13 protein-coding genes and 1 pseudogene are annotated in these 19195 nt (G+C 66.5%); 11 read left to right on the top strand and 3 right to left on the bottom strand.

Annotation, left to right across the window (positions count from 1 at the left end; translation table 11 throughout):
* Positions 1-312: 312 nt before the first annotated feature.
* The 3 genes from CCN56_RS19630 to CCN56_RS19620 all read left to right on the top strand — a co-directional run bounded on the left by CCN56_RS19630 (position 313) and on the right by CCN56_RS19620 (position 5081).
* Positions 313-981, top strand: a complete 669-nt coding sequence (locus tag CCN56_RS19630) for a hypothetical protein (protein ID WP_218779426.1) — start codon at positions 313-315, stop codon at positions 979-981.
* A 155-nt stretch (positions 982-1136) separates the two neighbouring features.
* The gene (locus CCN56_RS19625; protein ID WP_143664566.1) at positions 1137-2948 is read left to right on the top strand and encodes an ATP-binding protein; all 1812 of its coding nucleotides are present in this window, start codon (positions 1137-1139) and stop codon (positions 2946-2948) included.
* A 30-nt stretch (positions 2949-2978) separates the two neighbouring features.
* On the top strand, positions 2979-5081 hold the full coding sequence (locus CCN56_RS19620; protein WP_086828557.1) for a hypothetical protein: 2103 nt from the start codon (positions 2979-2981) through the stop codon (positions 5079-5081).
* Positions 5082-5217: 136 nt separating this feature from the next.
* Here CCN56_RS19620 and CCN56_RS41945 read toward each other — a convergent pair.
* A pseudogene (locus CCN56_RS41945) lies at positions 5218-5346 on the bottom strand (IS5/IS1182 family transposase); the annotation flags it as partial.
* Positions 5347-5734: 388 nt separating this feature from the next.
* Here CCN56_RS41945 and CCN56_RS19610 point away from each other — a divergent pair.
* The 4 genes from CCN56_RS19610 (at position 5735) to CCN56_RS19595 (ending at position 12010) form a co-directional block, all read left to right on the top strand.
* Complete coding sequence (locus CCN56_RS19610) at positions 5735-6535, top strand: TnsA-like heteromeric transposase endonuclease subunit (protein ID WP_256962051.1); 801 nt, start codon at positions 5735-5737, stop codon at positions 6533-6535.
* Positions 6532-8871, top strand: a complete 2340-nt coding sequence (locus tag CCN56_RS19605) for a transposase (protein WP_256962050.1) — start codon at positions 6532-6534, stop codon at positions 8869-8871. Before CCN56_RS19610 ends, CCN56_RS19605 begins: the two co-directional genes overlap by 4 nt.
* 80 nt (positions 8872-8951) lie before the next feature.
* Positions 8952-10121, top strand: coding sequence for an AAA family ATPase (locus CCN56_RS19600; RefSeq protein ID WP_256962049.1), 1170 nt, complete (start codon positions 8952-8954; stop codon positions 10119-10121).
* A 5-nt stretch (positions 10122-10126) separates the two neighbouring features.
* Positions 10127-12010 (top strand): TniQ family protein, encoded by a 1884-nt coding sequence (locus tag CCN56_RS19595; protein ID WP_179199908.1) that lies wholly within the window; start codon positions 10127-10129, stop codon positions 12008-12010.
* A 40-nt stretch (positions 12011-12050) separates the two neighbouring features.
* Here CCN56_RS19595 and CCN56_RS19590 read toward each other — a convergent pair whose 3' ends face one another.
* Positions 12051-12620: a hypothetical protein gene (locus CCN56_RS19590; protein ID WP_086828549.1), complete on the bottom strand. Its 570-nt coding sequence runs from the start codon at positions 12618-12620 to the stop codon at positions 12051-12053.
* A gap of 627 nt (positions 12621-13247) precedes the next feature.
* On the opposite strand from CCN56_RS19590, the gene CCN56_RS19585 reads away from it, so the two are divergent.
* From CCN56_RS19585 to CCN56_RS19570, 4 genes are all read left to right on the top strand, one after another.
* Complete coding sequence (locus tag CCN56_RS19585) at positions 13248-13511, top strand: helix-turn-helix transcriptional regulator (protein ID WP_086828548.1); 264 nt, start codon at positions 13248-13250, stop codon at positions 13509-13511.
* Between the two features lie 180 nt (positions 13512-13691).
* Complete coding sequence (locus tag CCN56_RS19580; protein ID WP_086828546.1) at positions 13692-14543, top strand: DUF6083 domain-containing protein; 852 nt, start codon at positions 13692-13694, stop codon at positions 14541-14543.
* A gap of 114 nt (positions 14544-14657) precedes the next feature.
* Positions 14658-16130, top strand: a complete 1473-nt coding sequence (locus tag CCN56_RS19575) for a UvrD-helicase domain-containing protein (RefSeq protein ID WP_086828545.1) — start codon at positions 14658-14660, stop codon at positions 16128-16130.
* Between the two features lie 152 nt (positions 16131-16282).
* On the top strand, positions 16283-18253 hold the full coding sequence (locus tag CCN56_RS19570; RefSeq protein ID WP_179199907.1) for a TniQ family protein: 1971 nt from the start codon (positions 16283-16285) through the stop codon (positions 18251-18253).
* 126 nt (positions 18254-18379) lie between these two features.
* Here CCN56_RS19570 and CCN56_RS19565 read toward each other — a convergent pair.
* On the bottom strand, positions 18380-19195 hold an 816-nt coding region (locus CCN56_RS19565; RefSeq protein ID WP_086828541.1), incomplete at its 5' end, for an acyl-CoA dehydrogenase family protein.

The raw sequence follows: 19195 nt of genomic DNA, 5'->3' as shown, positions 1-19195 counted from the left end.
AGCAGGCGTGAACCCCGTCCGAGAGACGCCTGTCAGACAGCTGGCGAACCACACCAGCGGTGATCAACCACCTTCGAAGCACTGATCCGCCAGAAGGAAGGACCCCGGCCCTGGTCGGGGTCCTTCGCTGTCCCCACGTCAGACGGTTCACCTGAGAGGTCCGCCTGGCAAGGCGTGAGGCCGCCCTGTAGCCCGCTGATGGCTCAGTCCCCCGGCCCGGTTCCTCATGTTGGGATGGTTACTCGCGTGACCGTCGGTCGGTACTCTTGATCAGTGGAGAATGAGCTTGCGGTGCCCCCAGCAGAAGCTCCCGTGACGAGCCGAGAGCAGGACGCGGTGCGTCTACTGTTGCTGATTCATGGGGCCAGCGAGAAGCCCAATACCGTGGACCTGGCTGATCCTGGTCTTGCGGGTGCGGTAGGGGTGGTACGGACACAGGTGCGGCTGCAGAAGCTGGACTTCTGGCTGCGGAACCCTGACTACCTGGCCGATGAACTGCTTACCGACTTCGAGACGAGTCGGGAGCCTGGGCTGCTGGAGGTGGCCGGCAGGATTCTGGACTCGGAAGAGCCAGAAGTGCGCCGCTATCCCATGCTCCGGCATCATTTCGGCGCCTACGAGCCGCTCGACGACGCGCTCGCGGTGCTGCGCAGCGGCGGTCTCGTGGTGCGAAGGCGCCGGGGGACGGTCAATCGCGTGCGCCAGCATGACTACTTCCTCATGCACCGTGGCGAGCAGGTGGCCGAACAGATCGTCCGTGATGTCCCGACGTTCAGCTACTACGTCGAGCGGGTCGCTCTCGTCGTCGCGCTGGCCGACGGCCTGGGGGGAACGGACCTGAAGAAGCGCCAGTACCTTCAACGCGAGTACGCCGAAGCTGCACGAGGTACGCGCATCGGTTCAGTCAGCGCCCGGGCAAGAGCCAGGCTCGACACACTGCGAGCACAACACCAGACCGACAAGGATGCGGGGGAGCCGTGACAGACGTCGAGATACCCCTTGAGGTGCGGATCGCAGCGGCCGCAGATGAGCCGGTGGAGAGCGTCCGTGACGTTTTCGGTACGTACGGGCTCGCGCTCACTCTCACGCCGGCTCGCCCACGTGGACTGAGGCTCCATCGCCTCCGAGTCGCTGGCGTGCGCACTGGATCCCTGGAGCCAGGCCCCTTCGACACCACGTTCTCCTTCCCCGCCGGGCTGACTGCCCTAGTCGCCTCGAACTTGAAGGGAAAAACAAGCGTTCTGGAACTGATCACGTGGTGCTTGCGAGGTACACCACGCGATTTGCAGGCCGGGGTGCGCCAGTGGATCACGGAACTGGACCTCGATGCGGTGGTGGCGGGCCAGCCGGTGGGATTCCGCCTGAACATCACGGACGGCGAAATCGTCTCCGGGCTCGTACTGACTGGTCTCGAAATCGGCACCCTCAGCTCGATGCGCAAGCCCGATCCCGGGCGCGGTGTGACTGCCCTCATGCGGGCAGGCAGCTCCGCTAGCTTCGCCGAGCAGATCCAGGCGTTCATGATGGGCAGGCTCGATCTCCAGCCGCTGGTCAACAGCTTCAGGGAGACCAGCACCCAGTCACACGGCTGGCCGGCGTACTACGGGGCCCTCTATCTCCCTGCCGGCGGCGACAAGGCGCTTCTGGGAGACCAGATGATGGCCGGGCTACCCGGACGCTTGCTCCAAGTTTTCTTGGATCTGCCGGCAGCCGCGACTTTGACGCGAGTCAGGACCGCCTACGAAGTCAGGGATGTCGCAGCCAAGCGTCGCCATTCCAGCGCCGAGGACGCGTTCAGCGACCGCAAGGCAGAGCGGGAGAGGGTGGAGGCCGATCTTGAGACAGCCCGTGAGCGCCTAGCGAGCCTGCCATCCATGCACGAGGGAGAGTCTCTCGCCCAGCTTGCTGTTGAGGCCGCCCGGTTGGCGCGCGCGGTAGCCGACGCCCAGGAGACCTGGGATGAGCTCATGCGTGTGCACCGCAGGGCCCGTTCCCACCGGCAGCGGGAGGAGAAGCTCCTCAACGACGTGACCGAGAGCGCCACCGCCAGGCTGCTGTTCCATGGTCTTGACCCGCAGGCATGTCCTCGGTGTGACCAGGCCATCGCCGAGGACCGGCGCCTCCAGGAGCGCAACAGCCATGCCTGCGCGGTCTGCGCGCGACCTGTCACGGGAGACGATGATGCTCCGGAGGAAGTCACCGCCGAGGCGGGGCAGAGGCTTGAACGCGCGCAAGACGCTGAAGCCACCGCCTGCGAAGCTATGGAGGATGCCGAGAGGGAACTGGCCCGGCTCACCACGGATCTAGAAGCCGTCGAAGAGCGGCTGCGGCGTGCGCAGTCCGTAGCCCAGCTTCCCGCCCGCTTGGCGGCACAGGAAGCAGTGCTGCGCCTGGAAGGGGCTCTGGACGTACTCCCCGAGCTGCCTGAGGTCCTGGACGACCCAGTCGAAACCACGACGATCAAGATCCTCAAGGCCGGCACCCGTGTCCTTGAAACGGACAGCAAGACGGCGGCCGACAGACTCTTCCAGGACGTCAACGCAGAGATCGTCCAGCTGGGCCGCCGCTTCGGAATCGCCTCTCTGGAAGCGGTCGAGATCGATCGCGCCGCTCGGCTGAAAGTCATCAAGGACGGCGGCGCCACGGACTCGTTCAGCAAGCAGAGCGCCGGTGAGCGACTCCGCCTGCGTATCGCTGTGGTGATCGCTCTGCTTCGCGTGGGAGCCGCACACGGCATCTCCACCCACCCCGGTCTGCTGATGATCGACAGCCCCAAGGCGGAAGAGGTCCAGGACCTCGACGCCCACAAGCTGGTGCAGGAGCTGGCGGCACTCGCAGAAGAGAGCAACCTGCAGGTCCTGATCACCACCGCGGACCCGAGCTTGGCCCATGACGTGCTGGGCGACGACCACATCGTGGAGGCGTCCGAAGGTAAACCGTTGTGGTAGCAGTTCCTGGACTGCAAGAGGAGGGAAGCTGTGCGTCTTACTGAACGGCTGAGCGATCTAGCGGCCGCGGGCCATGCGATCAGCTTCGACAGTGTCGACCTTTCTCCTGACATCGTGCTCGCTGAAATCGAGGACGTCGCCGCAGGCCCTCTCGCACCCCTGCTGGCCGAAGCCGTCACCCACGCCTTCGATCACGCCGAGCAAGGCTGGCACGAGGCCGCAAGCCGGTTCCCAATCGGCCTTGCCAGACAACTCAGCCTGCTGCACACAACGGCAACGCTCGAAACCCTTTTCAGGAGTATCGAGACCACCAAGGCGCTGGCCAAGCGCCTCAACAGTGCCTTGCTCGCGGGCCTGGATGATCTCGTGCGCTCGCAGCCGCTTGTGGCCGCCGCACGACTGGAGGGAGCGGTCCGGCTGGCAGTATCCAACGCCATCAGCCCGATCAAAGTCTGGGGAACACTCGAAGAGCTCGACGACACCGAAGCTCCAGAGGACTTCGTGGAGCGCCTACCCCGCCTCATCGGTCTCGGGCTGGACCGCTGGTCAAACGAAGAGCAAGCCATTACCGAGGCACTGCGCGGCATGCTCGAAAGACTGGCAGCGGACGAGGCGAGCGATACCGACGCCTTCGTGGAACTCGGATACGACAAACTGCGATCAGCGATGACCTCCCAGTCACTGGCACAAGTGAGCGAGTATCTGGAAGCCGCCCGCTCATGGTTCCACGCAGCCGACGCGGCAGAAGAAGCCCGCCACGACGCTCAGGCATATGGCGCAGTGTGCGACTCCCTGCTCGCATTCACCACGGGGAATACGCCCGCACTCCGCGAAGCAGCCGACCGCCTTGAGGCAGCCCTGGATCAGCAGCGCGCATGGAACTGGGGCATGCACCAGCCAGCCTGGCTGCAACCCCAGGCCGCCGCGGACGTGGCGTGGAGCCGCCTCGTCCTGCAGCTGCGACGGGCCGCCGAACTACTCCAGGACGATGTGTGGATGGAACCCTGGGAGGCCCTCGACTACGTACTCACCGCCTACAGGTCCGCCCGCACGGTCTGCCCCGTCGGATCACGAGACGGAAGCGGCCTGTCCATACTCGTCGACCCCGCCATCGAGGACTCGTTCCTGAGACAACAGGCCCTGCTCGCCCAACTGCGCCGTGCCGTGGCGCAGCCAGAGCGGCACCCGGGCTCCAGCTTCGACCACGCAACGGCTTCGGCCCTCCTCGCTCGAGTTGACCAGCAACTGGCCGCACGGTCAGCTCCAGCCCCGAGGGGGAGCGGAACTGAAGCAGGCGACGACGCGACCGAGGAAGCACCCGGGGAGGCCGAAGCGGATCGAGCGCACAGATTCGCCCCCACGGCGGTCAGGAAACTCGGGCTCGAATTCACCGCAGGTCTGGCAGCGAAGATCGATGACGATGAACTGAAGAAGATCGATGGCCTTGCCTACATGGAAGACATCACCCGGCTCCAAAATTCGGACCCCGTCGTTGTGCCCATGCTCAATCGATTCCTGAAAGAGCTGGGAACCTTCCCTGATTTCATTGGGGAAACGCGCAGAACATTCAGCGTGCTCGTCGAGCAGACGCTGCTGTTCCTCAAGGCGGCCGCTGATCTCGACACCGCCACGGCTTTCGGTGAAGGACGGTACGACGCGAGCGGAAAACGCATCAAGATCCGCGATTACCGCCGCCGATTCGACAAGGAGGACGGCGACCTCGTGCCGCTGGAGAACGACCTACAACTGCACTTCTACAACTGGCTAATCGGCGGCCAGATCAGTAACCTGATCCAGGTCGAGCCGGTCAATCAAGCGATGGGGCGAGCCGACGTTCTTGTCCACTTCGGTTCACGCCAGTACCTGACAGAAATCAAGAAGAACCACACCAAAAACGACCGAAGATATTTGGAATCGAAATACCTGGCGCAAGCCGCCGAATACAGCAACACGAATGTCCCCTTCGGTCAACTCCTCGTCCTCGATCTCACAGAAAAGGACAAAGTTGGGTCACTCCGGGTTGACGAACTGGCGTGGACGGCAAAGCACCGCCCCCCGGGCGCAACAGTTGATCGGGCCGTCGTGGCAGGGGTAGTAACCGGAAACCGCTACATCCCGAGCGATTTCTCATAGAGATCATCACGGTCGGTTTTGCAGGCTCCGCCTTTCCGGCCAAGGAGGACACCTATGGGTAGCTGCTTAGGTGAAACCGGGTGCACATGTCCTCGACGAGGACGGCTGCGTGCTGGTCAATGAGCCTTTTCCAACCTCACGTTGATGCGAGATGAAGGATGAGGACGGCCTTCACGATGTCGGTGATTCGGTTGGCGCTGCAGTGGAGCTTCCACAGGAGGCGCCACCCCTTGAGGGTGGCCATGGCCTGCTCGCAACACGATCGGGAGCAGTCCCAGAAGGAACACCAAGCGAAGGAGCAATCCCGGCAGGGACTCTCCGGGGAGTGGATCCAGAACATGTGGCAAGGGGCTAATTGCCGTCATCCCCTCCCGCTTCACCTTGGCTGTCAACGACCACGTCCCCGTGGGGGTGGTCCACCAGCGGTCGTGCAGGCCACGGTGGTGTCATCGATGCGGGATCACTCGTGCGTGTGAAGAGCACTGATCTGGTCGAGCGACGGGCGCCGCTCACCGTAGCGTCATGGTTGATCTTCGCGGCCGTGTTCGATCTGCTGAGGAGCGCTCGACGTGTATATGAGGGATTCCGAGCCGAGTTCCATCCGCCGGGTGCCGAAAGGACCACGGAGGGATACATGGTCCGACTCCTGTCGCGTGGGGGATCTGGCATTCCTGCATCGAGGATTCACCGAGTACGCGCACCAGCTGGACTTGGACGAACGGTGGGCCAGGCGCTGGACGACAACGTGGAAGTTCGGGCGGGACGCTGCCGCAGCGTACTCGGTGCGCGACCTCAAAGAGGTGGATGTTTCGCGCACGATGCCCGTGCGTCGGTTCACTTGGCGGACCGACCAGCATCACCGGCCAGGGCTCGAATACATGGTGTCGACGCGTAGGCATCACGGTTTTGAGAGCTTTGAGGAGGAGTGTCTGCTCCTGGTCACCGACTTCGCGGCAGGGCTGCGTGAGGCGCTCTCGCAGCCGTTCCGGCTTCGTTTCCACGCGGGCGGCAAGCGGGTGGATCACACGCCGGACTACCTGCTGCTCACCGACTCCGGTCCGTTCGTGATCGATGTGCGGCCGGCTGGTCGGATTCGTCCCGAGGATGAGCTGAAGTTCGCCGCGACGTTCGAGGCCGCGCTGGCCGCCGGATGGCGCTACGGCGTGGTGACCGGCTGGCGTCGGCACATTTGGGAAACGGTGGACGCGTTCTCCGCCGAGCGCCGGCCGTTGACCAATGTGCTCGACATGCAGGGCCAGCTGCGTGCGGCTGCCTCCCAAGGACCGCTTCCGTTGCGGGATTTGGTCGAGCGGTGCTCCATTCCCGCAATGGCCAGAGCCCATTCCCTGCACTTGCTGTGGCGCAGAGAGCTCGGTGCGGACCTCTCCGCACCGTACGGGGACGCGAGCCTGATCCGGCTCGCACCCGTGGCGCTTCGCGGGGTGCGGTCGTGAGTAATGAAACGGCATCGACATGGGTGCTGGTGCCTGGCACCGAGCTGATCATCGATGGTGAGGTGTGGCGGGTCGAGACGTGTCTGCCGCATCTGGGCCGCGTGACACTGATCGGCGACGAGGGCGCATCGTGGAAGGTGCAGCTGAGCGAGCTGATCCACCGCCCCGGTTGCCGGCCGTCGACCCGGACCCGCAAGGATCTCCCGGCCGCCAGCCGGGGCCGCCAGCCGAAGTCGATGGCAGACCTGCTGCCGGTTCAGCAAGAGCACGTGATGCGGCGGTTGGAGCACATCCGGGAGGTCGAGACCGGCTACCGGAGCGGTGATCCGGACGCCGCGCTGTCGCACGAGCCTCTCCCGCAGTACGACACGGAGACCACAACACTGACGCAGCGGCGAAAGGCAAAGGAGGCCGAGCTGCGCAGGGCGAGGGCGAGGGATCCTGCGCTGGCAAAGTCACTGGCCCTGCACAAGGTGAGCATGAGGACGCTGGTGCGCTGGGACACGGCACGGCGCAAGCTGGGGCCGATCGGTCTCTCGGACGACCGGTGGCTGCGGGAGGCGACCGGGCACCGGATCACCCCGGAGGTGCGCGAGGCGCTGTTCGCCGTACGTGACGAGAGCCTGCGGCGGGCGAAGCTAACAGCGCGAGACCGCGAGCGCCTCATCCACCAGTATGTACGGGAGACCTTCGGAGACAAGGCCAAGGTCCCCAGCTACGACGTGCTGCGCCGGGTGTGGCGGGACTGGTTCGGCTCCAGCGGCGGGCGGCAGCGCTACGCACGCTCGGCGGCCATGGCGCAGAAGTACGCGACGGGCCGGCACGTGGTGGTGCACCGGCCCGGGCAGGTGGTGGCCCTGGACACCACCGTGCTGCCCGTGAAGGTACTGGAAGACGTGTTCGGCGATCCCGTCTCCGTACATCTCACGCTGGCACTCGACGTGTACACGCATTCGATCGTGGCGTTCCGGCTCAGTCTGGTCTCCGACTCCTCGATCGACGTGGCGATGGTGCTGCGGGACATGACAATGCCGCTGCCCATGCGCCCGGACTGGGGCGAGGACATGCAGTGGGCCTACCCGGGCATCCCGGGCACCGTGGTGGCAGACTTCGCCGGGTACGAGGTGGCTGGGCTGCCGTTCTTCGCCCCGGAGACGGTCACCACCGACCACGGCTCCGTCTACCGCAACCACCACCTGGTCGAGGTCCAGCGGGTGCTTGGCGCGAACATCAAACCGAGCCGGGTGCTGCGTCCCACCGACAAGAAGGCTGTGGAGCGCGCCTTCGGTGCCATCCGATCGCTACTGTTCGCTCTTCTGCTCGGCTATCAGGGCGTGGACACCGCCGACCGCGGCGTGGATCCGGAGGCCGACGCCTGCCTGACCGTGGCGGAGATGGAGCACATCATCGCCACCTGGATCGTGGGGATCTGGCAGAACCGCCGCTTCGACTCCTACGCTCCGAGCTGGGACCCAGGCGGCGACCACAGCCCGAACAGTCTGTTCGCCGCCTCCATGACGCAAGGCGGCTTCGCCCTGCGGATCCCCTCACCCGAGCTGTACTACCAGCTCTTGCCCAGCCACCAAGTCATGATCCACGGCAAGCGCGGCGTGAAGATCAAGAACCTGTGGTACGACGGCGAGGCCCTGGACCCGTACCGCGGGAAACTCTCCCGGCGCGGCGGCAAAGCCAAGAACCGCTACGTCATCCGCCGGGATCCACGTGATCCGTGTTTCGTGTTCTTCCAGGATCCGCTGACGCACGACTGGCACACCTTGCGCTGGGTGGGTCTGCCCGAGGAGGGACAGTTCCCCGCTTTCAGCGACGCCCGCGTCCGCGAGTCGATGCGCGAACTGCGCAAGCGCGGGCTGGCACCGAAGTCGGACAAGGAGCTCCTCCCGGTCCTCCTCGAGGTGATCGGCGGGAAGATCCCCGTCGAGCAGTGGCCGACTCAACTGACGAAGAAGCAGCGCACCGAGCACGCCCGCGAAGTGACTCAGGCCGCGGCAGCCGCGGCCGACCGCCCCGCCGGCGCCACAGTGGCCCAGTCGGCGCCCGTCGCCGTGCCCGCGGCGCGGACCGGCTCGGACGACGGCAAGGTCGTCCCGCTGCGCTGGCGCGAGCGCGCCGAGCAAAGCCAGGACGCGGTCACCGACGAGCGTCGACGACGTCGTGAAATCGCCGTCCCCGAACGCCCGACCCCGACACCACAGGACCTGTCAGAGCGGCTGCGCTCCACCAGCCTGCTGGCCCTGCCCGACGACGACTTCGACGACGACACAGATGAGTCCGCTGCTGCGGCAGCCGCCGCAGCCGAGGAAGAGGTCAGCCAGTGAATCCCCCGTACGACGGTCCGTCGTTCCTCCCTGGCCCGCCCATCGACCGCACTACTTGGGAGGGCTGGCGGAGCTGGTGTGTGACCCGCAATGTCTTCGTCCCCGCGCCCGTGCTGACGGCAGCTGAGTTCGCCCTCAAGTCAAAGCGCCAGCAGCGCCTTTACAACCTGCACCGGCTCGCCACCCACAGCAGTCTGCCCATTGACGTGACTCCGATGAGCGAGGGCGTCGCCCAGGCTGTCCTGGCCCGCGTCGAGGACGGCGCGTTCAGCCACAAGGCCGGCACACGCGGCGGCGTCATGGTCAACGGCGACGGGGCCCAGGGCAAGACGGAGACGGTGTGCGAGGCATTGGCCGTCTTCGAAGAGACGTGGATGGCCCTGAACAACTACATGAACCCGGCTGCCATGCCCGGCACCCGCGACCTGGTAGCCCCCGTCGCTTACGTACGCTGCCCGGTCAAGGCCACCCCGATCTCCACCTGCCAGCGCATCCTCGACTTCTACGGCGAGGACTACAAGGGAATGCGTCTGGAGGATCTGGTACGCACTGTCAAGACCGCCATCGTCGAGCACGCCACCAGGGCACTCGTCATCGACGACATCACCCGCCTCAAACTCCACCGGGAAGCCGACCAGGACGTCCTCGATCTGATCCGCGAAATGATGAGCATGCCCGTCACGCTTATTCTCGTCGGCGTCGGCATCCCCACCTCCGGCCTGCTGCGCGAGGGCCGTCGCGACCCCAAGACCATGGAATGGATCTACCAGCCGATCAAGGATCGCGGCCGCAGCCCGAACGATCACGCCGCCGGCCAGCACGAGCGGCGCTTCCAGATCGTCGACCTCGACCCGTTCCACTACACCGACGGACCGGAGATGGCCGCCTGGCTGGATCATCTGGCCCGCTTGGAGGGGCACCTGCGGCTGCTGAACGACACCGAGGGGATGCTGACCGGAGGCGACATGCCCGAGTACCTGTTCAACCGCACCGGCGGCGTGGTCGGCGTGCTGGAGAAACTCATCCAGCACGGCTGCCGGCGGGCCATCGAGGACGAGAGCGAGCGGCTGACGAAGGAGCTGTTCAACCAGTTCACCGTCACCCCCGGCGACATGCCCGACCTGGACGCGGAGTCCGGCGAGCAGCCCAAGATCCCGCCGCACAAGCCCACCGATGGGAAGAAGAAGCCGAAGGGCCGCAACACCGTCTTCGATGATGACGGCCCCGCCGCGGCCGGCGAAACGGGCTGACGGAGGTGACCGCCCGGCCGCTGGCCCGCGCTCTCAGTCCGCTCCCCGAGGAATCACTGCCCGGCCTGCTCCTGCGGCTGGCGTACCGCATGGAGCGCTCGCCCGCCAGGGTTGCCCGCTTGTGCGGACTGGTCCATCGTCAAAATCGGCTCCCAGGCGAGTACCTGCTCTCGCTTCCCAGCGAGCGGGTCGGGCCGTTTGCCGCGGCCACCCGCTTGAACGTCGAGGAGGCCAACGCCCTGACTCTGTCGTCCCTTGCTGCCGTCTACCCGCCCCTGGCATCGGTGCGGATGGACGGCAGCCGCAACACCACGGCCGCGCGGAAGTCGTGGGCTGCCAGCGTTTCCAGTCGATACTGCGCCACCTGTCTTTCCGGGGACGGAAGTCCCGTCCAGAGTCTCTATGGCGGCCCCTGGAAACTGCGCTGGCATCTTCCCGTCTCGTACGCCTGCGTCACGCACCGCACCTTGCTCTCCCATACGTGTCCGAGTTGTCGGGGTATGCCGAATCGGCCGACGAATACGGAGCGCCAAGGCCTGATCACGCACCGCGCCACGAGCGGGTTGCACCCGGCCCAATGCCGGCGCCTTATGCCTGATGTTCACGGCACTCCTGCCGCTCACTGCGCTGCCCGCCTGGACCACGATCACCGGGCCGAGCTCATGTCCGAGGCTGATCTGTCCCTGCTGCTTGCCCTGCAGCAGCGCATTGATCAGCGTCTGGTGTCTGGTCAAGCCGACGACGCAAGTCGGGCCGCCTCACATCACTACTTCTTTCCCGATCTCATCGTCGCTGCACATCTCATCCGGCTCAGCTGGCCGGACGGTGAGCGATACGCGCCCTCGACCTCGATGGCTGACTTCATCGACCGCCACGTCTCCTCCAATGTCGCTCGCCGCCGCACCCCTGAGCCCGACGGACGCACGCCCGTCGCCTGGGACGCCCCCGAGGACCCAGCCGAGTGCGCGGCGGTGCTCGTTGCCGCCGACAGCCTCCTCGGTCACGAGGAACTCGATGACGCCGGGATGACCGATCGCGTCCGGTCGCTCGCTGCATCCGCGTTCAGCCGTCATCCGGCCAACATCGGCGCCTCTTTGCGGCGCATGGATGTCTCCTCCGCGATGGCGCGTGCCTTGTTGGGCCATGCCCAGGGGTTCTACCGCGCAGGTGGCCACCGGCACGCGCGACAGAGCCTTCCGTCACGCGAGAGCCGCTTCCGGATCGAGCACGTGCCGGCTCTCCTGCCGCAGGAGTGGCTCTCCGCTCACTTCGGCGACCTGTTGTCCCTCTGGGTGCACCTCACCGACTGGAAGGTGCGGCATCTGCGGCGCGTTTCAGCGCTCAAGCTCGCGGAGATGAGCGGCGGTGGCACCTGGCCTGATTGCGCGAAGGCCCTTGGCATCCCGTGGAACACTGCACAGCAGTCCCTCAAAGTCATCAGGCAGGAGTTGAATTCACGGGACCTGTGGCCGGATTTTGAACGGTGCGTCGAAAGTGTGGCCAGCCAATTGGACTGGCGCACGGATCGTATTCACTACAGGCGACGCCGGGAGCTTCTTTCCTCCTGGCAGGTTCCGGCTGATGACTGGGCCGGACTGTGCCGCGGCCTCGAGCAGTTCCGCCAGGGAACCACCTCTCCCACCCGCAATACCGCGACCGTGCTGATCTGGGCTCAGGTCACCCAGGGCGATCACCTTCACAGCCCCGTACTCGGCACACTGAGGGATTCGGGCTGCAGCACCCAGCGCCTGGTCGCGTCGATCAACCAGCTCCGTACCCCAGCAAACTACAAGGGTGGCAAACGCGAGCTCCTGCACCGTCTTGAAGCGTACTCTGACCTCATTTCCGCCGCCTGCGACCGGCCAACTGCCACGCTGCACTTCACCTGACGCGACGCGCAATCTCCCCTCCTGATGAACGCACCGGCGGTCAGCCAACGACGCCACCCCAGCCAGCGCCCGCTCCCGAAGCCCAGCAGATCTCATCGGTTGCCGTGTCGAGCCTCCAGCGGCCGAGCGCTCCCGCCGTGGCAAGCCGATCGAGCAGCGTAGCCACGGCCACGGAGGAGAGACCTGCCGTACGGGTCAGGTGCGCGACTTCGATGCTGCCCCGGCCCTGATCATCGGTATGCGCGGCAACCTGCAGCGCCACCAGGCGAGTGACGGCTCGCTGCCGCCGGACCGTCGCACGACAGGTCTGGCGCAGGGCCCAGTCGGCCGCCTGGGCACGAGCCCGACGGCCGGGAAGCTGTGTGAGTACGGCAGGGTCGAGAAGGTCGAAACGGCGGGCACCCTGCGGCGAGGACACGGGGCGCAACCAGGCGGCCTGTTCCAACTCCTCCCAGATGACGGGAAGGTGCCCCAACCGCATGCTTCTCGCGATGCCGCCCGAGAGCAGAACGCGCCCGCCGGAGTCGGTGCGCAGAGCGCATTGCACCGCAGCCAAGCGGGCTGCGGCGCTCGTGCACGCCGGAAGGGCGGCGGCCAGGTACGCGAGCATCTCCCGCACCCGGGTGGCCGACGACGGCCCGGGGTGCGGCGCGGCTACTTGCGCTCCGCCGCGGTCAGCACCTTCCCCGGGTACGGCCACCGCTGTGACGGCGTCGGGGACCACGGCCGCGCGAGGCGTCGCGTGCGCGCAGGCGGTGCAGGAGTCAGCCAGCCGCCAGTTGCGCCCAGTCGTGTCGCGCGACAGCACCAGCCTGATGGGGCCGGCACAGCCGCGGTGCCGGGGGTGCCAGCGGCACTCCCGCTGTCGGCACTGACAGGTGCGCAGGTGCCCGGCGAGCGCATCGCCACGCGCATGTGCAGCGAGATGCCGCAGGGCGGCGGACTGAGCCGCGGCCGCCTGTGGCGGGGCGGTCCGGGGCCCGCAGCGCGGGCACATGAGCCGCGGACCACTCACACCCGACCGCAACTCCACGGTCCACACACGAGGGACCACAGCGTGCAGGGAGAGCCTCATCGCTCCCGTTTTCCTCCTGTCAGGGCTCGGCCTTGCAAGGCACGGCGAACTGGGGCGCAGCACGACATCGAATCGGCGCTCCGGCGAACATCACTCCTTCCCTAGCAAATAGTGCAGAACTCTGCACTGACGGGGCAGGGGTCTGCACCATCGGATGGTGGGGTGACGATCTTCCCTCCCGACCCCAACCTCGACGCCCTGCGCATCCAGCTCGCGCGATTGAGGAACGAGCGCGGGTGGACCTTCGACGAGCTCGCCCACCGCAGCGGCCTCGCGCGGCGCACCCTCATTGACCTCGAGCATGGCCGCACCACCGGAAAGATCACCACGTGGCATGCCCTGGCTCACGCCTTCAGCCTCCCGATCGACCAGATGCTGGAGCCACTCTGCGACGGGCACGAACCGCCTGACGCCGCAGAGTCGTGATCGACTCCCTCGCATGAGGCAGCCCGCCCCAGGCCCCTGCCGCGATTCACCCGAACGACGATCCGGCCTCGAACATCTGCACCTCGCTTCGTACGCCTATCGCGACCGATAGAGCCATCCGCATGACCTACGGCGGCCTCTGCACTGGATCACGGCACGCCACCTGGCACGTTGCTCGCCATGCAACCGCATCACTTCGCCCGCCGCTGGGACGGCAGCCCCGTCACCAAGCCCCCTCGCCGCCGCCTGTGCGTCGATACCTCCAGCCCCAGCCGCCTCCTGCGCCGAGGACAGAGCAATAGGTGCCAGGAATGCGGCAACCTCGTCGACTGGCATCCGCGCGCCGATCACCGGCCGATCGGCCTGCATCCCCACGAGCTGCCAATCCGTCCCGTCCCCATCACCTGCCGCTGGTATCTGAGCGGCGGCGTCGCCTACCGCGGCGCCGACTCCCCGTGGTGTCGCGTCCCGCACGCCACCGTCTGCCCACGGCGCACTCCGGACATCGACCTCACCCCTGCCCTGACGGAATTGCGTCGCCGCCTGGGTGCGCTCACCCGCCGATGGATCGACGCGGGGCTGTTCACCCCGCAGCCCCCTGTCGCATGCCCGATGTCGATGCAGTCGGCCGAGCGCTTGATCCTGCCGATCGTGGAGATCCTCCACATCCGCTACCTCGCCGAGCGGCCCCTCGATGCGCTGCGGTGCGTGTCCCAGACCCGCCGGGGTCACCGCTGCCCCCACCCGGTCCTGGATCCGGCCGCCCCGAGCGGCTCCTGGACCTTGACCGCCGTCTTTTCGGACAAGCGGTGCCTCGCCCTGCCCGCGGAGCACTTGGTCCTGTACAGCCTGAACCGTGCACCGTACGCAGAGCAGCTGCGATGGCGAGCGCAGCGCTGCCCCGCCCATATGGCTACGAGCACCGCCCCCGACCTCACTCTGGCCGGATGGCAGGTCTTCGACCCGCTCCTCCACCATGCCCACATCCACACGCACCTGCCTGGGCCGGTGCCCACCTCACCGGAGACCTGAAGCCTCATCGACCACTCCGCCCTTTGACGCGGTCGCCGCCGACTGCTCCTCCCCTCCTGTTGCATCGACGGCGGACCGACACACAATGCCCGACCCAGTACGAGGACACCCTTCTTGAACCCCACTGACGAGCAAGCCGCTGCCGCCGACGCTTTCCATGCCGGCGACCACCTGGCGCTGCAGGCCGGCGCTGGCACCGGCAAGACCACCACGCTCGCGCTGCTCGCCCGCTCCACCCAGCGTCGCGGCCGCTACCTCGCCTTCAACCGCGCCATCGCCGACGACGCCCGCGCCCGCTTCCCCGCGACCGTCACCTGTAAAACCGCCCACGCTCTCGCCTACGCCGCCGTTGGCCACCGCTATACGCGCCGCCTGAACTCCCCACGCCGGCCCGCCTGGCGAACCGGGTGTGACCTCGGTCTGACCGACTCCCTCCGCATCGGCGACCGCGACGTCTCGCAACGCACCCTGTCCAACGCCGCCCTGCGCACCGTCACTCGCTTCTGCCACACCGCCGAGCACATCATCGGTCACCACCATGTACCCCAGCTCCGCGGCCTGGACGACCCCGACCACCATGCCGAATTCTCGGAATTCCTCGTCCCGTTCGCCCGCAAGGCGTGGCGGGATCTTCAGTACGTCGACGAAGGCGTCGTCCGCTTCGACCATGACCACTACCTCAAGATCTGGGCCCTCACCCAGCCACGGATCGAGGCCGACTTCCTCCTCCTCGACGAGGCACAAGACACGAACCCCGTTGTCGAGCAGGTGTTCCTGGCACAACGCGACCACGCTCAGCTGGTCATGGTCGGCGACTCCGCTCAGGCCATCTATCACTGGCGCGGCGCCAGGGACGTCATGACCGGCTTCGACGGCACCCGCCTCGCCCTCACCCAGTCCTTCCGCTTCGGCCCACGCCTGGCCACCGAAGCCAACCGGTGGCTCGCGCTCGCCGGCGCTCCCCTGCGCCTGACCGGCACTGACACCGTCGCCACCGAGCTCGGCCCCGTCGTCCGCCCGGACGCGGTGCTGTGTCGCACGAATGTCGGTGCCATGGCCCAGGTGATGCAGCTGATGTCAGCCAGTCTCCGGGTGGCCCTGGTGGGAGGTGGCCAGGGGCTTCAGGCCCTGGCCATGGCTGCGCGCGACCTCAAGCAGGGCCGCCGAGCCCACCACCCCGAACTACTGCTCTTCACCACCTGGCACGACCTGCAGGAATACGCCGCGTACGACCCTAACGGCCGCGACCTGCAACCCTTCGTCGATCTCGTGGACACCCACGGCCCCGACGCCATCTTGGCAGCCGTCGCCCGCCTCGTCCCCGAGGAAGCCGCCCAGGTGGCGGTGTCAACCGCGCACAAGGCCAAAGGGAGGGAATGGGCCTCGGTAAGGATCGCCGACGACTTTGAACCCTCGACTGACGACGAACCCGACCCCAACGACACCCAGTCGGCCCCACCCTCAATCGACGAGAGCGAGGCCCGCCTGGCATACGTCGCCGTGACCCGAGCACGGCAACGCCTCGACCTCGGCGGGCTGTCGTGGGTCACCCGCCAGACGAGCCCGACGACTCGACGGGAGGACTGACTACCGTCCGGGGTAGAAACCTCCCCAGACGTCGGGCACACCGCCCTGAAGAGCTCTGAAACGAGTGAATTCAGGGCATTGAGATCACGCTCGCCCCTGCCCCCACACTACGCTCCGCGAAGACCCGCACCATCAGCGCCGAGGTTGTCACCGTGACGGATGTACGCGACCGACATCGCCGACTCTCCCGAAGCCTCGCCCCGTTGCCAGAGGAGTCTCTGGCCGGCTTCCTCCTACGTCTCTCGTTCCGGCTGGAGCGCTCCCCCCGACGTATCACCGAACTCCTCGGTCTGGGACAACGTCACAGCAGCATTGCGTACGCACACCTGCGCATCCTCCCCGCACCGCTGGCCGCGCAGTTCGCCCATCGCGCCCACATCAGCACGGAAGAGGCACACGCACTCACGCTGCAGCGCTTCGCGCAGACATACCCTGCCCTGCGCAGGGTCCGCGCCGATACCCCTCGAATCGGCGGAACCGCACTTGCTCAGTGGGCCATGACCCCCTCCAGCCGCTTCTGCCCAGAGTGTCTACGCGGCAACGACAGCCCCGTTCAGAACGTCCTCGGCGGTGCCTGGCACCTACGCTGGCACCTGCCGGTCACCTTCGCCTGTGTCCGTCACGGGCGACTCCTTGAGCACACATGCCCAACTTGCGATCTCCCCCTCAACAGTCCAGAAGACAGACGCCCTGGACTCCTCAAACTCCCCAACACTGCCGGCCTGCACCCCGCGCAGTGCCGCAACCGCTCCATGACCGTAGGCCCTCCCGCCGACGAGAGCAGCGGCCGGTTCGCAGCCCTAACGTCTTGTGGCGCACGCCTCGACGCAAACCCACGTCTCACCCGTGCCGCACTTTCCGCAAGAGAGCTTGAGCAACTCCTCGCCCTGCAGGGCCGTGTCGATCAAAACTTGATTTCATGTCAGAAAAACTCAGAGATTCGGAAGCCGTCAGACCCCTTCTACTTCCCCGACCTCATCACCACGACCCATTTGATCAAACTGAGCTGGCCCGTGGCCCGCTACCTCGTCCCGTCCGATGCCCTGATCGCCGCCATCGATGCGCACGCATCACCGATCGTATCCGCGATCACAGCCCGGGACAGCGGCTCGGGGGCTCTCACCCTCAGAGGGAGCCGAGACGCTCCAGCCGATGCGATGACATCCGGAGCGCTGCTCCTTGCCGCCGACAACCTCCTGGTCAGCCGAGACCGCCGGACCATAGCCGAGCACATCGAGCCCATCGCATCTGAGGCTTTCCGTCGAGCAAAGGACTACACGAAGCATCTACTCAACGACGGCGGCATCTCCCCGAGTCTCACAGTAGCCACGTCTCCTCACGTATCTGCTTTCCGCGTGCGTGGCAGACTCCGCAACTCCCCATATTCCCATCAGTTTACCGTCGACGAAGTCCCGCCGTACCTTCCTCTCGATTGGTTCTCAGACCACTTCACCGACCTCAGAACACAACTCCCCGATGTCACGTACCGGGACGACCGTCTTCTCCGCCGCGGAGCGTCACTTCGCCTTGTTGAACTGGTCACAGGGCTCACATGGCCGGAGTGCGCAGAAGCGCTTGAAGTCGGCAGCGGCGTGGGGCGTTACACGCTCAACGCGTTGGGCCGCCGCCTCACCGAGAACCGACTGGGGCCGGCCTTCACCAGAGCCGTTGAACAAGTCGCCGAGCTACTCGCCACCTCGATTCATCGGATCAATTACGCCAATCGGCGCCACAGAATGTCGCGTTGGAGCATGGGCGCCACTCACTGGTCCCGCCTCTTCGAAGAGCTGCCTAGACTCACACTCATGCGAACCAGCGCTGATCCCCGCATCGCCTCGATCATCGTCTGGAGCGATGTCACACGGGCCGAGGCCCCGCAATGCCCCATCGTCAAGAAGGAGCGCGGTAGAGGAGACGCCCGACTGCTCACCTCCCGCACCAGCGCACTCCACGAAGCCGACATCGGTCGCGGTGAACGATTCCGCCTGCGCCAACGCCTCAGCCTTTATGCGACGCAACTCGCGGCAGCCTGCGACCAGAATTTGCCTCTGTACGTCTCCGTACGCGCGATCATCGAGGAAGAAACCCGTACTCGCTGCACATCCCGCTTGCGCTCTTCCTGAGGAATTGGCAGGTCAACGACCCTAGGACGCCAACCAGCCAAGCCCATCCCACGTCAGACTGAGCGCTCCGCCCCGTGTCAACTATCCGGCCTTAATGCCAACTAAAAAGCCTCATCACAACCATCCCTACCGGCGGACGCGGGGCATGCCGAGGCCGATCCAGGAGATGATCTCGCGCTGGATCTCGTTGTTGCCGCCGCCGAAGGTGAAGATGACGGCCGAGCGGTAGCCGCGTTCCAGTTCGCCGTGGAGGACGGCGCCCGCCGAGCCCTCCTTGAGGGCGCCCGCCGAGCCGACGACCTCCATGAGGGCGGCGTAGGCGTCGCGGCGGGCCTCGGAACCGTACACCTTGACTGCGGAGGCGTCCTGGGGGGTGAGGGTGCCGTGCTGGACGGCGTTCACCATCTGCCAGTTGAGGAGCTTCATCGCGTCGAGGCGGGCGTGGGTGCGGGCCAGGGTCCGGCGGACCCACGGGAGGTCGATGACGCGGCGGCCGTCGGAGAGCGGGGTGTCGGCGGCCCAGCGCTGGACGTCGTGGAGGGCGCGGATCGCCATGGTGCCGTGGGCGGCGAGGGTGACGCGCTCGTGGTTGAGCTGGTTGGTGATGAGCCGCCAGCCCTTGTTCTCCTCGCCGACCCGGCGGGAGACCGGGACGCGGACGTCGTCGTAGTAGCTCGCGGTGGTGTCGTGCGAGGCGAGGGTGTTGATGATCGTGCAGGAGTAGCCGGGGTCGCTCGTCGGCACGAGCAGCATGGTGATGCCCTTGTGCGGCGGGGCGTCGGGGTCGGTGCGGACGGCGAGCCAGACCCAGTCGGCGGTGTCGCCGTTCGTCGTCCAGATCTTCTGGCCGTTGACGACGTACGTGTCCCCCTCCCGCACCGCGCGGGTCTTCAGGGCGGCCAGGTCGGTGCCGGCATCGGGCTCGCTGTAGCCGATGGCGAA

This window comes from Streptomyces sp. NRRL B-24572, assembly GCF_002156145.1.
GTDB lineage: Bacteria > Actinomycetota > Actinomycetes > Streptomycetales > Streptomycetaceae > Streptomyces > Streptomyces vietnamensis.
This window is presented reverse-complemented; position numbering and strand designations above follow the sequence as displayed.

Bases quoted from the DNA above. Each gene is read 5' to 3' on its own strand.
- CCN56_RS19590 (WP_086828549.1), bottom strand. From the start codon at position 12,620: ATGCTCGCGTACCTGGCCGCCGCCCTTCCGGCGTGCACGAGCGCCGCA.
- CCN56_RS19580 (WP_086828546.1), top strand. From the start codon at position 13,692: ATGCAACCGCATCACTTCGCCCGCCGCTGGGACGGCAGCCCCGTCACC.